The organism is Staphylococcus sp. HMSC070D05 (assembly GCF_001815595.1).
Classification (GTDB): Bacteria; Bacillota; Bacilli; order Staphylococcales; family Staphylococcaceae; genus Staphylococcus; species Staphylococcus hominis.
The window spans coordinates 31,265-46,559 of record NZ_KV821107.1; the positions used below are offsets into that span (position 1 = coordinate 31,265).

General features: G+C 31.8%; 12 protein-coding genes. 10 read left to right on the plus strand and 2 right to left on the minus strand.

Features of this window, described 5'->3' with window-relative positions; all coding sequences use genetic code 11:
- The 3 genes from HMPREF3046_RS04385 to HMPREF3046_RS04395 form a co-directional block, all read left to right on the plus strand.
- The coding region (locus tag HMPREF3046_RS04385) for a 3'-5' exonuclease (RefSeq protein WP_070716755.1) at window positions 1-1,538 on the plus strand (1,538 nt) is incomplete at its 5' end.
- A gap of 3 nt (window positions 1,539-1,541) precedes the next feature.
- Complete coding sequence (ligA, locus tag HMPREF3046_RS04390; protein ID WP_070716758.1) at window positions 1,542-3,545, plus strand: NAD-dependent DNA ligase LigA; 2,004 nt, start codon at window positions 1,542-1,544, stop codon at window positions 3,543-3,545.
- A gap of 11 nt (window positions 3,546-3,556) precedes the next feature.
- Window positions 3,557-4,756 carry a CamS family sex pheromone protein gene (locus HMPREF3046_RS04395; RefSeq protein ID WP_070716760.1) on the plus strand — a complete coding sequence of 400 codons (1,200 nt, stop codon included), beginning with the start codon at window positions 3,557-3,559 and terminating at the stop codon, window positions 4,754-4,756.
- 59 nt (window positions 4,757-4,815) lie between these two features.
- On the opposite strand, the gene putP is transcribed toward HMPREF3046_RS04395, so the two are convergent.
- Entirely contained in the window at window positions 4,816-6,354 is a 1,539-nt protein-coding gene (gene putP, locus HMPREF3046_RS04400; RefSeq protein ID WP_070716762.1) for a sodium/proline symporter PutP, read from the minus strand.
- A gap of 425 nt (window positions 6,355-6,779) precedes the next feature.
- Here putP and gatC point away from each other — a divergent pair, with 425 nt between their 5' ends.
- The 7 genes from gatC to dinB all read left to right on the plus strand — a co-directional run bounded on the left by gatC (window position 6,780) and on the right by dinB (window position 14,573).
- On the plus strand, window positions 6,780-7,082 hold the full coding sequence (gatC, locus tag HMPREF3046_RS04405; protein ID WP_002450027.1) for an Asp-tRNA(Asn)/Glu-tRNA(Gln) amidotransferase subunit GatC: 303 nt from the start codon (window positions 6,780-6,782) through the stop codon (window positions 7,080-7,082).
- A gap of 1 nt (window position 7,083) precedes the next feature.
- Entirely contained in the window at window positions 7,084-8,541 is a 1,458-nt protein-coding gene (gene gatA, locus HMPREF3046_RS04410) for an Asp-tRNA(Asn)/Glu-tRNA(Gln) amidotransferase subunit GatA (RefSeq protein WP_070716765.1), read from the plus strand.
- Window positions 8,542-8,553: 12 nt separating this feature from the next.
- On the plus strand, window positions 8,554-9,981 hold the full coding sequence (gatB, locus tag HMPREF3046_RS04415; protein WP_070716769.1) for an Asp-tRNA(Asn)/Glu-tRNA(Gln) amidotransferase subunit GatB: 1,428 nt from the start codon (window positions 8,554-8,556) through the stop codon (window positions 9,979-9,981).
- A 314-nt stretch (window positions 9,982-10,295) separates the two neighbouring features.
- On the plus strand, window positions 10,296-11,213 hold the full coding sequence (locus HMPREF3046_RS04420) for a diacylglycerol kinase (protein WP_002455119.1): 918 nt from the start codon (window positions 10,296-10,298) through the stop codon (window positions 11,211-11,213).
- Window positions 11,214-11,347: 134 nt separating this feature from the next.
- Window positions 11,348-12,709, plus strand: a complete 1,362-nt coding sequence (gene rlmD, locus HMPREF3046_RS04425) for a 23S rRNA (uracil(1939)-C(5))-methyltransferase RlmD (RefSeq protein WP_070716863.1) — start codon at window positions 11,348-11,350, stop codon at window positions 12,707-12,709.
- Between the two features lie 136 nt (window positions 12,710-12,845).
- Complete coding sequence (locus HMPREF3046_RS04430; RefSeq protein WP_070716770.1) at window positions 12,846-13,394, plus strand: DUF3267 domain-containing protein; 549 nt, start codon at window positions 12,846-12,848, stop codon at window positions 13,392-13,394.
- Window positions 13,395-13,502: 108 nt separating this feature from the next.
- On the plus strand, window positions 13,503-14,573 hold the full coding sequence (gene dinB, locus HMPREF3046_RS04435; RefSeq protein ID WP_070716775.1) for a DNA polymerase IV: 1,071 nt from the start codon (window positions 13,503-13,505) through the stop codon (window positions 14,571-14,573).
- Between the two features lie 27 nt (window positions 14,574-14,600).
- Here dinB and HMPREF3046_RS04440 read toward each other — a convergent pair whose 3' ends face one another.
- Complete coding sequence (locus HMPREF3046_RS04440; protein ID WP_070716778.1) at window positions 14,601-15,158, minus strand: 3'-5' exonuclease; 558 nt, start codon at window positions 15,156-15,158, stop codon at window positions 14,601-14,603.
- Window positions 15,159-15,295 lie beyond the last annotated feature (137 nt).

Genomic DNA, 15,295 nt, shown 5'->3' on the forward strand with positions numbered 1-15,295 from the left:
ATGAGTATCAAGATACAAATAAAGCACAATATACACTTGTTAAATTACTTGCAAGTAAATTTAAAAATTTATGTGTTGTAGGTGATTCTGATCAATCCATATATGGATGGCGTGGTGCAGATATTCAAAATATATTATCTTTCGAGAAAGACTATCCTGAAGCAAAGACTATTTTCCTAGAACAAAATTATCGATCAACAAAAACCATTTTAACAGCTGCAAATGAAGTGATTAAACATAATACTGAACGGAAACCTAAAGGGTTATGGACCGCAAATCATGGTGGGGAAAAGATTAAATATTATGAAGCGATGACTGAACGTGACGAAGCAGAATATGTAGTTCGTGAAATTATTAAACATCGTAAGTCTGGAAAAGACTATAATGATATGGCAATTTTGTATCGAACAAATGCACAATCACGTGTATTAGAAGAAACATTTATGAAATCAAATATTCCTTATACGATGGTTGGCGGCCAAAAGTTCTATGATCGTAAAGAAATCAAAGACCTGTTAAGTTATTTAAGAATAGTGGCAAATAGTAATGATGATATTAGTCTTCAAAGAATTATTAATGTTCCTAAAAGAGGGATAGGGCCATCATCAGTTGATAAAATTCAACGATATGCACTAGATAACAATATTAGTATGTTTGATGCATTAGGAGAAGTGGATTTTATAGGCCTTTCTAAAAAGGTAACTCAAGAATGTATACAATTTTATGAAATGATTCAAAACTTAATTAAAGAACAAGAATTTTTAGAAATTAGTGAGATTGTTGAGGAAATACTTGAAAAATCAGGGTATCGTCAAATGTTAGAACGTGAACAAACAATTGAATCGCGTAGTCGTCTTGAAAATATTGATGAATTTATGTCTGTACCTAAAGACTATGAAAAAGATACGCCTTTAGAAGAACAATCATTGATTAACTTTTTAACTGATTTATCACTTGTCGCAGATATTGATGAAGCACAAATTGATAGTGGTGTAACGTTAATGACCATGCATTCTGCAAAAGGATTAGAGTTTCCAATTGTATTCTTAATGGGTATGGAAGAATCACTTTTCCCTCATATTAGAGCAATTAAAAGTGATGACGAACATGAGATGGAAGAAGAAAGACGAATTTGTTATGTAGCCATCACACGTGCAGAAGAAGTGTTATATATTACACATGCGACTTCTCGTATGTTATTTGGACGTTCACAAGCAAATATACCATCACGCTTCTTAAAAGAAATCCCTGAAGAATTATTAGAAACACCAGCAAAATCAAAACGACAAACCATAACTTCTAAGTCAACTACACCGTCAAAACGTGGTTTTAGTAAACGTACGACGTCTACTAAAAAACAAGTATCTGCTTCAGATTGGAAGGTAGGAGATAAAGTGACACATAAATCATGGGGCGAAGGTATGGTGAGCAATGTAAGTGAAAAAAATGGCTCTGTTGAATTAGATATTATATTTAAATCTGAAGGTCCTAAGCGTTTATTAGCTCAATTTGCGCCTATCGAAAAAAAGGAGGATTAGTAAATGGATAACATTCAAAATCGTGTCAATGAACTGCATGATTTATTAAATCAATATAGTTACGAATATTATGTGAAAGATAATCCTTCTGTACCTGATAGTGAATATGATAAATTATTACGTGAATTAATTGATATTGAAAAGGCACATCCTGAACTAAAAACTGATGATTCTCCAACAGTTAGGGTTGGTGGAGAAGCTCAATCATCATTTGAAAAAGTAAATCATGAAACACCTATGCTTAGTTTAGGTAATGCTTTTAATGAGGAAGAACTAAGACGTTTTGATGAACGTATTCGAGCACATATTGGTAACGTGGAATATATGTGTGAGCTAAAAATTGATGGTTTAGCAGTTTCTTTAAAATATGAAGATGGACGATTTGTGCAGGGATTAACGCGAGGAGATGGTACCACAGGAGAAGATATTACAGAAAATCTACGTACGATTCATGCGATTCCTCTTAAAATTAAAGAACCTTTAAATGTTGAAGTTCGTGGAGAAGCATATATGCCACGTCGTTCCTTTATGAAATTGAATGATGAGAGAGAAAAAAATGAAGAACAACCATTTGCTAATCCACGTAATGCAGCAGCAGGTTCTTTAAGACAATTAGATCCTAAATTAGCTGCTAAACGTAAATTAAGTGTCTTTTTATATAGTGTGAATGATTTTACAGATTTTAACGCTACTACTCAAAGTGATGCATTAGATGAATTAGATCGTTTAGGGTTTAAAACTAATCATGAACGTGCACGCGTAGAAGATATAGAGGGTGTACTAGAATATATTAAAAAGTGGACTAAACAACGTGAACAGCTATCTTATGATATTGATGGAATTGTTATTAAAGTGAATGATCTTGATCAACAAGACGAAATGGGATTTACTCAAAAATCTCCACGTTGGGCAATCGCTTATAAGTTTCCAGCTGAAGAAGTTGTCACAGAACTTAAAGATATTGAATTAAGTATAGGACGTACTGGCGTCGTTACACCGACAGCCATTTTAGAACCTATTCGTGTTGCTGGTACTACAGTTTCAAGAGCATCACTGCATAATGAAGATTTAATTAAAGAACGTGATATTAGAATCGGTGATAGCGTTATAGTGAAAAAGGCTGGAGATATTATTCCTGAAGTCGTAAGAAGTATTATTGACCGTCGTCCAAATGATGCAAAACCATACCATATGCCAACGCATTGTCCAAGTTGTGGTCATGAATTAGTGCGTATTGAAGGAGAGGTTGCGCTTAGATGTATCAATCCAAAATGCCAAGCTCAACTTGTGGAAGGATTGATTCATTTTGTTTCTCGACAAGCGATGAATATAGACGGACTAGGAAATAAAATTATTCAGCAACTGTATCATCAGCAGCTTATTAAAGATGTAGGTGACATTTTCTATTTAACTAAAGAAGATTTATTGCCTTTAGAACGAATGGGCACAAAAAAAGTAGAAAACTTATTAAGCGCTATCGAACATGCAAAACAAAATTCTTTAGAACATTTATTATTTGGTTTAGGTATACGACATCTTGGCGCCAAAGCAAGTCAAATTTTAGCAGAGAAATTTGAAACCATGGATCGTTTACTTAAAGTAACAGAAGAAGAACTGGTAGCGATTCATGATATTGGAGATAAATTAGCACAATCTGTAGTAACGTATCTAGATAATGAGGATATTAAAGCACTTATTGAAAAATTAAAAGATAAAAATGTCAACATGACATATAAAGGTGTTAAATCCTCTGAAATTGAAGGACATCCAGAATTTCAAAATAAGACTATTGTTCTTACTGGAAAATTACAACAAATGACACGTAAAGAAGCAACAACATGGTTAGAAATGCAAGGTGCTAAAGTAACAAGTAGTGTAACTAAAAGTACAGATTTAGTAATAGCTGGTGAAGATGCTGGTTCAAAATTGTCTAAAGCGGAACAATTTGGTACAGAAATATGGTCCGAATCACAATTTATTGAAAAACAAAATGAAATAGCAGAATAGAGGAGAACGTAATGAAGCGGTTATTATTATTAGTTATAACGTCGCTTATGATATTGACAGCGTGTGGCAATGGGAATGATAAAAATAGTCAGTCAAATAATAAGCAACAAGAACAAAATTCAAATAATGTAAAAACAGTTGCCACTGATCAAGAAGTTCAAGGAGATAATTATCGTACAATTTTACCATTTAAAGAAAGCCAAGCTCGTGGAGTATTACAAGATAATATGGCTAATAGCTATAACGGTGAAGATTTCGAAAATGGTTTATTACATATAAGTAAGTCTGTATTTCCAACTGATAATTTTTTATATCAAGATGGGCAGTATTTAGACAAAAATACAGTTAACGCATATTTAAATCCCAAGTATTCTAAAGACGAAATTGATCACATGAGTGAAAGTGAAAAAGAATCAAAAAAAGCGACTGAAAATTTAGGTCTTAATCCATCACATGATGGAGAAACTAAACCAGAAAAAATAGCAGAACGCTCTCCTGCTTATTTATCTAATATCTTAGAACAAGATTTTTATGATACAAATGATACAAAAGGAAAAAAAATTAAAGGCATAACAATTGGTCTTGCTATGAATAGTGTCTATTATTATCAAAAAGAAAAAGATGGAGAAACATATAGCAAATCGCTAGATAATAAAGAAATTGAAAAACAAGGTAAAGCAATGGCTCAAGAGTTACTTACACGCCTTAGAGCAAATAAAGATTTGAAAAATATTCCAATTCACTTTGCAATATATATTCAATCGAGTCAAGATGCAATTACGCCAGGACACTTTATTGCTAATACGACTGTTGATGACAAACAAACTAAAATTAATAAATGGAATAAAATTGATGAGATTTCAGCACTTTTACCTTCAACAGAAGCAGAAAAATATGACAAAAATCTAAATAATAACTTTAAGCAATTTAATGACGATCTTCAATCTTATTTCTCTAATTTTACTCAAGCAATTGGAAAAGTGAAATTTGTAGATAAGAAACCTAATAGACTAGTGATTGATTTGCCAATCGATTACTATGGTCAAGCTGAAACAATAGGAATCACACAATATGTAACAGAACAAGCTAAGAAATATTTTGATAATATAGATAGTTACGAAATTCGTATCAAAGATGGTAACAATTCAAGAGCACTTATTAGTAAAACAAAAGATGACAAAGACCCACAAGTCCATATTTATAGTAATTAATTAAAAAGAGGTTGTGACACGTCGTGTCACAGCCTCTTCTTAATTTTCAATAAATTAAGTTATTTTTCGCGAACAATTGTTTTAACTTGATTTAACTGTTGTTCAATAGAATAGTCTGATTTATAGGTGAAGATGCTAACAAGGTATGTAGCGATCACACTACTAATAAAACCAGGTATAATTTCATACATGCCAAATAGTTCATTAATATTAGCAAGTGGTTTAACCCAGACAATCCAAATAATTACTACGAGAGCTCCAACAATCATACCACTTATCGCACCCTCACGTGTTAGTTTTTTCCAATATAAAGAAAAAAGAACAAGTGGGCTAAATGCTGCACCAAAACCTGCCCAAGCATTTCCAACTAGGTTCAATATGGTGTCATTAGGAGACCATGCAATAGCAAGAGCTACAATGGCCACAGCTAACACAGACAATCTGCCTACCAGTACAAATTCTTTTTGATGTGATTGAGCATGTTCTTCACCGCGAATGAGCTTATAGAAATCTTCTGTAAGTGAGCTTGAAGTCACTAATAATTGTGAAGAAATTGTACTCATAATAGCAGCTAGGATAGCAGCAAGTAAGAATCCACCTACTAAAGGATGGAAAAGAACTTGGCTCATTATAATAAATAATGTTTCTGGATCGTCCATTTTAATGTGATTTTTCGAAATAAAAGCAATTCCAGTTAACCCTACACCCACAGCTCCAAGTAAACCTACAGTCATCCAACTTATTCCTAAGCGTCGTGCTTTAGGTAAAAGTTTGTGAGATTTAATAGACATAAATCGTACAATAATATGAGGCTGACCAAAATAACCTAATCCCCATGCAAATAATGAAATCATACCTAAAAAAGTAGTCCCTCTAAATAAATCCATATTAGTTGGTTTCATTTCAGCTACTTGATGGAATGTATCCCATCCACTAAGTTGTATCAAAGCAACTATTGGTACCATTACCATTGCGATAAGCATGATGACACCTTGGAAAAAGTCAGTAATAGAAACAGCTAAATATCCTCCGAAAAAGGTATATAAAATAACGATAATTGCGACTGAAATCAGTCCCAAATGATAGTTTAATCCAAATGCGCTTTCGAATAATTTACCTCCAGAAACAAAGCCAGAGTGCGTATATAAAGTGAAAAAAATAACAATAATAAGACCAGAAATAATTTTAATGATATTATGTTTATCATTAAGACGGTTTTTGAAAAAATCAGGGAGCGTAATTGCATCTCCAGCAACTTCTGTATATACTCTAAGCCTTGGTGCAACAACGAGATAGTTAACATAGGCACCAATAGTTAAACCAATCGTAATCCATATTGCCGATAAACCTGTGCTATAAACTGACCCTGGAAGTCCCATAATCATCCAACCACTCATATCTGACGCACCGGCTGATAAAGCAGTAATATATGGGCCTATATTTCTCCCACCTAACATATACTCACTTAAATTGCCGGTTGCCTGTTTATAACCATAGTAACCAATCACTAGCAGAATAATAAAATAGATTGCAATCATAATATAAGTCTGCCAGCTTGTGTTAGCATGAGTACCTAAATTTACACCTAATACAAACATTGTAATTACCCCCTTTAAAACTTTTAAATTTATGTTTTTCAACAACATTGTACTGAGAAAAAGAAGTGACGATTTTTAAATTAGTTACATGTAATATTATACAATGATATTTATAGATTAGAGAAGTAAAATTTTATCTATAAATAACAGTTTATTTCAATGTAATTATAAGCGTTAACAAGAATGAGAGTATAGATAAAAAATAATTCATTTTATTATATAACGTTAATATTAATAAGTTATTAATAGAAATTAATGTATATTTATAGGTAACTATGTAAATGAGTTACATAAGAAAGTTGTTTTAATTCTTAACTTTGCTAAGAATAGTTAATACACCGAGTATCATAATAAATATTTAGATTTTTAACTGAAAATTTGATACAATTTTATGATGAATGAGTAATAAGGAGGCTTTTTTAATAATGACTAAAGTTACACGCGAAGAAGTTGAACATATAGCACATTTAGCAAGACTTCAAATTTCTCCTGAAGAAACTGAAGAAATGGCTAATACACTTGAAAGTATCTTAGATTTTGCAAAGCAAAATGATTCAGCAGATACTGAAGGTGTGGAACCAACATATCATGTCTTAGATTTACAAAATGTGTTACGTGATGATAAAGCAATCGAGGGTATTCCTCAAGAACTTGCATTAAAAAATGCGAAAGAAACAGAAGACGGTCAATTTAAAGTACCAGCTATCATGAATGAGGAGGACGCTTAAGATGAGTATTCGCTATGAATCTGTTGAAACACTTTCAGAAATGATTAAGAATAAAGAAATTAAACCTTCTGAAGTAGTTAAAGATATTTATGATGCTATTGAAGAAACAGATCCAACAATTAAATCATTTTTAGCTTTAGATAAAGAAAATGCAATTAAAAAAGCTAAAGAATTAGATGAGTTACAAGCTAAAGATCAATTTGAAGGTAAATTATTTGGAATCCCAATGGGAATTAAAGATAATATTATTACTAAAGATGTCGAAACAACTTGTGCAAGTAAAATGTTAGAAGGTTTTGTACCGATTTATGAATCAACAGTGATGAATAAATTACATCAAGAAAACGCAGTGTTAATTGGTAAATTAAATATGGATGAATTTGCAATGGGTGGTTCTACAGAAACATCTTATTTCAAAAAAACTGTCAATCCATTTGATCATCAAGCCGTTCCAGGGGGATCTTCTGGAGGTTCAGCTGCAGCAGTAGCAGCAGGATTAGTACCATTTAGTTTAGGTTCTGATACTGGTGGGTCAATCAGACAACCAGCTGCATATTGTGGTGTAGTAGGTATGAAACCTACATATGGCCGTGTATCACGTTTTGGTTTAGTTGCATTTGCATCTTCATTAGATCAAATTGGACCAATTACTCGTAATGTTAAAGATAATGCAATGGTATTAGAAGCAATTGCAGGCGCAGACAAAAATGACTCTACAAGTGCACCGGTTGAAGATGTTGATTTTACTTCTGAAATTGGTAAAGACATCAAAGGTCTTAAAATTGCACTTCCTAAAGAATACTTAGGAGAAGGTGTTAGCGAGGAAGTAAAAACTTCTGTAAAACAAGCAGTAGAAATATTAAAATCACTTGGTGCAGAAGTTGATGAAGTGTCATTACCAAATACTAAATATGGTATTCCTTCTTATTATGTAATCGCATCGTCTGAAGCATCTGCAAATTTAGCACGTTTCGATGGTATTCGTTATGGCTACCATTCAAAAGAAGCGCAAACATTAGAAGAACTATACAAAATGTCTCGTTCTGAAGGCTTTGGAGACGAAGTTAAACGTCGTATCTTCTTAGGTACATTCGCATTAAGTTCTGGTTATTATGATGCATTTTATAATAAATCTCAAAAAGTTAGAACATTAATTAAAAATGACTTCGATAAAGTATTCGAAAATTATGATGTTGTTGTAGGGCCTACAGCTCCAACAACGGCGTTTAATTTAGGTGAAGAAATTGATGATCCTTTAACAATGTATGCAAATGACTTATTAACTACGCCTGTTAACTTAGCTGGTTTACCTGGTATTTCTGTGCCATGTGGCCAATCAAACGGACGTCCAATCGGTTTACAATTTATTGGTAAACCATTTGATGAGAAAACATTATATCGTGTGGCATATCAATATGAAACACAATTTAACTTACACGACGCATACGAAAAATTATAAGGAGTGGAAATAATGCATTTTGAAACAGTTATCGGACTTGAAGTTCACGTTGAATTAAAAACAGACTCAAAAATGTTCTCTCCATCACCAGCGCATTTTGGGGCTGAACCTAACTCAAACACTAATGTTATTGATTTAGCTTATCCGGGTGTTTTACCTGTTGTAAATAGAAGAGCAGTAGATTGGGCGATGCGTGCGTCAATGGCTCTAAATATGGACATTGCTACAAATTCTAAATTTGATCGCAAAAACTATTTTTATCCAGATAATCCGAAAGCATATCAAATTTCTCAATTTGATCAACCAATCGGTGAAAATGGATATATTGATATTGAAGTTGATGGTGAAACGAAACGTATTGGTATTACTCGTCTTCATATGGAAGAAGATGCAGGTAAATCAACTCATAAAGATGGTTACTCTTTAGTGGACTTAAACCGTCAAGGTACACCATTAATAGAGATTGTATCTGAACCAGATATTCGCTCTCCTAAAGAAGCATATGCTTATTTAGAAAAACTACGTTCAATTATCCAATATACTGGTGTATCTGATTGTAAAATGGAAGAAGGTTCACTACGTTGTGACGCTAATATCTCATTACGTCCATACGGTCAAAAAGAATTTGGTACTAAAACTGAATTGAAAAACCTAAACTCATTTAACTATGTGAGAAAAGGTTTAGAATACGAAGAAAAACGTCAAGAAGAAGAATTATTAAACGGCGGTACGATTGGTCAAGAAACACGTCGTTTTGATGAATCAACTGGTAAAACTATTTTAATGCGTGTTAAAGAAGGTTCTGATGATTATCGTTACTTCCCAGAACCAGATATTGTACCTTTATATGTCGATGATGAGTGGAAAGAACGTGTGCGACAAACCATTCCAGAATTGCCTGACGAACGTAAAGCTAAATATGTTGATGAATTAGGCTTACCTGAATATGATGCGCATGTATTAACGCTTACTAAAGAAATGTCTGATTTCTTTGAAGGTGCGATTGAACATGGCGCAGATGTTAAACTAACATCTAACTGGTTGATGGGTGGTGTTAATGAATATCTTAATAAAAATCAAGTAGATTTAGAAGATACAAAATTAACTCCTGAAAATCTTGCTGGAATGATTAAGCTTATTGAAGATGGAACAATGAGTAGTAAAATTGCCAAAAAAGTATTCCCAGAATTAGCTGAAAATGGTGGAGATGCTAAACAAATTATGGAAGATAAAGGTTTAGTTCAAATCTCAGATGAAGCTACATTATTAAAATTTGTTAATGAAGCTTTAGATAATAATCCACAATCTGTTGAAGATTATAAAAATGGTAAAGGTAAAGCTATGGGCTTCTTAGTGGGTCAAATTATGAAAGCTTCAAAAGGTCAAGCTAATCCTCAAAAAGTTAATCAATTATTAAAACAAGAATTGGATAACAGATAATAACTCATCTCATATGAGGTATTAAAAATAAGTTTAAGCTAAACTGTTCACAAAGCATTTGAGATTGTGAACAGTTTTTTTATTCATATTTCTAGAGAAAAAACTATTGGATTTCAATAGGATAGATAAGCGCAGTATTTAGTTTGTTCTTAGTGTCAAAAGAATGAGTTATTCTTTACCTCGGTCAGTTTCTTACAACAAATGTACAACCAAATGATACACACAAAAATTTAAAAGAATTGGTATAAATACTTTTAACTCATTCATAAATCATTTAATATAGTGTTATGTAAAAAAAAGTAGAGGGATAACTTATGAGAAAACGAGCAAGAATCATTTATAACCCAACTTCTGGAAAGGAGCTATTTAAACGCACTTTACCAGATGTTTTAATAAAATTAGAACGTGCAGGTTATGAAACAAGTGCTTATGCAACTGAACGAGAAGGAGATGCTACACTTGAAGCGGAACGTGCACTTGAACAAAACTATGATATTATTATAGCCGCTGGCGGTGATGGCACTTTAAATGAAGTTGTAAATGGAATTGCTGAACAACCCAATAGACCTAAATTAGGTATTATACCTATGGGTACAGTGAATGATTTTGGACGAGCTTTACATTTACCAAATGATATTATGGGTGCAGTAGATGTTATTATTAAAGGTCATACGACAAAAGTAGATATCGGAAAAATGAATAACCGATATTTTATAAATTTAGCTGCTGGAGGTAAGCTCACGCAAGTATCCTATGAAACACCGAGTCGTTTAAAATCTATTGTTGGGCCTTTTGCATATTATATAAAAGGTTTCGAAATGTTGCCGCAAATGAAGGCAGTCGATTTGAGAATTGAATATGATAATGAAGTATTCCAAGGGGAAGCGTTGTTATTCTTACTAGGGCTTACCAATTCAATGGCAGGCTTTGAAAAACTTGTACCTGATGCTAAGTTAGATGATGGGTATTATACTTTAATTATTGTTGAGAAAGCAAACTTAGCTGAATTAGGCCATATCATGACATTAGCTTCTAGAGGTGAACATACCAAACATCCTAAAGTAATATATAAAAAAGCAAAATCAATTAATATTTCATCATTTACAGATATGCAATTAAATGTAGATGGAGAATATGGTGGTAAATTACCTGCAAACTTTTTAAATTTAAAACAGCATATTGAAGTTTGTACACCTAAAGATATTTATAATGATGAGCTATCAGAAAAATAATTAACGTATTTAAGAATTAAACTGATTAGGGAAAATGAAATAAGAAGTTAAAAAGAGGTTATCTATAATTTCTGATTTGAAATTGTAAGAAGTTATACGTACCTCTTTTTCATATGGAGTGAAAAATAATTGTGATGATTAATAAAAATGATGTAATAAAAGGAAAAGTGATAGATTTAACGCATGAAGGACATGGTGTGATTAAATTAGATCGTTATCCTATCTTTGTTCCTAATGTGTTAATTGATGAAGAAGTAGAGTTTAAGGTAATTAAAGTAAAGAAAAACTTTGCTATTGGTAAACTATTAAAAGTACTAAAACAAAGTGAGCAAAGAGTAACACCTCCTTGTATATATTATGAGAAATGTGGAGGATGCCAGTTACAACATATGACTTATGAATCTCAGTTAAAAATGAAAAAACAACAAGTTGTGAATTTATTTCATAAAAAGGCAAAATTAGAGGAAACAGTAATTCATGATACTATTGGTATGGACCATCCATGGCGATATAGAAATAAATCCCAGCTTCCTGTAGGTAAAGATAAAAATAATAAAACGATAATGGGATATTACCGTCAAAGAAGTCATGACATCATTGATATGGATAGTTGCTTAATTCAAGATGAAAAACAACAAGAACTAATGAATGATATAAAACAGTGGTTAAATGAATTGAATGTAAGCATTTATAATGAAAAAAATAAAAAAGGGTTATTACGTCATGTAGTCATTCGAACAAGTCATTATACAAATGAAGTTATGATTATATTTGTAACAAATGGTTCTAAATTTAAAGAAGCTGAAACTCTAGTACATAGACTTACAGAGGTATATCCTGACATAACAAGTATTAAACAAAATATTAATAATTCACATTCAAATGTCATAATGGGTAAGCAATCGATGACTTTATATGGAAAAGATAAAATTACAGATCAGTTAAGTGAAACTATTTTTGAAATTAGTGATCAATCGTTTTATCAAATTAATTCTGTTCAAACAGAAAAATTATATCAGAAAGCGATCGACTATGCTCAATTAAGTGGAAATGAAATTGTTTTAGATACATATTGTGGTATAGGGACGATTGGGCTTTACATGGCACCAGTGGCTAAACATGTATATGGTGTCGAAATTGTGCCATCAGCCATTCAAGATGCCAAGCAAAATGCTTTAATTAATCATTTTGATAATACAACGTTCGAATGTGGTAAAGCAGAAGAAGTGATAATTGAATGGAAACAAAAAGGAATAGAACCTGATGTTATTATGGTCGATCCTCCACGAAAAGGATGCGATCAAGTCTTTTTAGAAACATTATTAGAGTTAGCCCCTAAGCGCATTATTTATATTTCATGTAATCCTTCAACACAACAAAGAGATGCTCAGCTTTTAGCTAATCTATATCATTTAAAAGAAATAACACCAGTCGATATGTTTCCACATACAACACATATTGAGACTGTTGCCTTATTCGAAAGAAAAACATTGTAATTAAAGTAAAGTAAATAAGAAGAATTTTATTAAAATAAGATTACAAAAGGTTTAAGTTATTTATAATTGCTTTCATTCTAACACTTTTACATGTATATTATGGAAGAGTTTTAGTGAAATGAGTGGAGGTTGACAGATGCACAAAATTGATTTATCACACAATCGAATAAAAATATCAAAATTATTTACTATTCAAGTTGTTATGATGTTATTTGCAATTTTATTTACATATAAATGGGCAATTAATTATGTTGATATTATTGAACAACGTTTTTTGACAAATGTCATTTATGGAATACTTGGTTTTGTTGGAGTATTAATTATTCACGAATTAATACATAAGTATTTATTTTTTATCTTTTCTAAAGGACAAAAACCACAATTTAAATATAAAAATGGAATTTTGCTCATTTATTTGTCATCTAAATACTTTAATAAATGGCAATTTTGTGCAGTCATGCTTGCGCCATTAGTGATCATTACAATAGGGTTAATGCTTTCATTTTATCACTTTGCTTACTCTTCTATTATATTTATATCAAGCATACACATCGGGTATTGTTTGATTGATATTTATCTAGCAACTATAACAATTATTAACAAATTTAAATATATTCGTTCTACTGATGAAGGTATCTTTATGTATCATTATTTGCCTATATCTATAAATAATGACTATGATTAAACATCTGTATAAGTCTTAATATTATTATAAATGCATTTATAAAGTGTTTTCTTTTAGGGTGCAGTATAATAGTATTGGGGCTTATTTTATTTAAAAAGGAGTGAGACAATGACAGAAAGGAGAATCGTTCATATTGATATGGATTGTTTCTACGCTCAAGTAGAAATGAGAGATAATCCTAAATTACAAGGAAAACCTGTCATTGTAGGTGGAAAAGCAAGTCATCGAGGCGTCGTTTCAACTGCTTCATATGAAGCACGTAAATATGGTGTTCATTCAGCAATGCCTATGTCGCAAGCACATAAACTATGTCCAAATGGGTACTATGTTAGAGCAAGATTTGATGTATATCGTGAAGTTTCAAGCAAGATAATGGAAATTTTTAAACAGTATACTGAAATTGTAGAACCTTTAGCACTAGATGAAGCGTATTTAGATATTACTCATTTAGTTAAACCGCATAGATCAGCATCAAAAATTGCTTCAAACATACGTAAAGATATCTTTAACAAAACAGGTTTAACGTCTTCTGCTGGTGTTTCTTATAATAAGTATTTAGCTAAATTAGCTAGTGGAATGAATAAGCCTAATGGAATGATGGTTATTCATTATCAGAATGTGCATGACATACTAATGAACTTAGATATAGGCGATTTTCCAGGCGTTGGAAAAGCTTCTAAAAAAATTATGCATGAACATGATATTTATACTGGTAAAGATTTATATAGCAAATCGGAATTTGAATTGATTCGTTGGTTTGGAAAAAAAGGACGAGGACTTTATCAAAAAGTAAGAGGAATTGATGATAGTGAAGTAAAGGCAAGTAGGATTCGTAAATCAGTAGGAACTGAACGTACTTTTTCAACAGATATTAATGATGATGAAGAGATTCTACAAAAAATATGGGAACTTTCTGGTAAAACATCTGAACGATTAACTCAATTGCAAAAGTCTGGCACAACAGTTACTGTCAAAATTAAAACGCATCGCTTCGAAACATATTCTAGACAAAGAAGTTTGAGAGAAGCGGTAAGTAAAGACATCGATATTTATAATATAGCCTATGATTTATATCATGAATTAAAAGATCCTGATGTACCTATCAGATTAATTGGTGTTACAGTAGGTCATCTAGAACAATCAACATATCAAAATATGACAATTTATGATTTCATTTAAAGATAGAGATAGATAAGGCGTTTTAAATTATCTATGTCTATCTTTTAAATTTTTACCATGAAATTGAAGCACACTTTGTAAGCTATCATAGTGTTTTAATAATCTATAAGTAATCATTGCGCAAGCTTTTGCGTCATTCAGAGCATCATGATGGCCATGAAAATTTAAGTTGTAATGGTTCATTAGATATTTTAATCCATATCGATAAGCTTTGATCGTACGTCTAGCAAGTTGATACGAACAGAAATAGGTAAGTGAGGGAACAGCTATGTTTAAATGTTTTAAGCTTTGATATAATACATCCATATCAAAAGCAGCATTATGTGCCACTACGGGTAATTGATTTATAAATTGCAACATATATGGAAAGACTTCTTTAAAATTAGGCGCATCTTTAACGTCCTCCGGATGGATGCCATGAACATGAATATTTGTTTCCGAAAAATAGTCATGAGGATTAACAAGCGTGTAAAACGTTTCGACTATTTCATTATCTACTACTTTTACCATGCCAATAGAACAAATACTTGTTCTTTTTTTATTTGCAGTTTCAAAATCCAAAGCGATAAATGAATTTTTAACCATTCTATATTCCTTTCTAAATATTTAAAATGAATTATTCACAGTTTAACAGAAAGTACGGTTTAAACATAAATAGTTGCTTTTTTTCATAATCTATACATAACAGAGTAAAAAAATAGATACGGAATTTAGAATGAAAA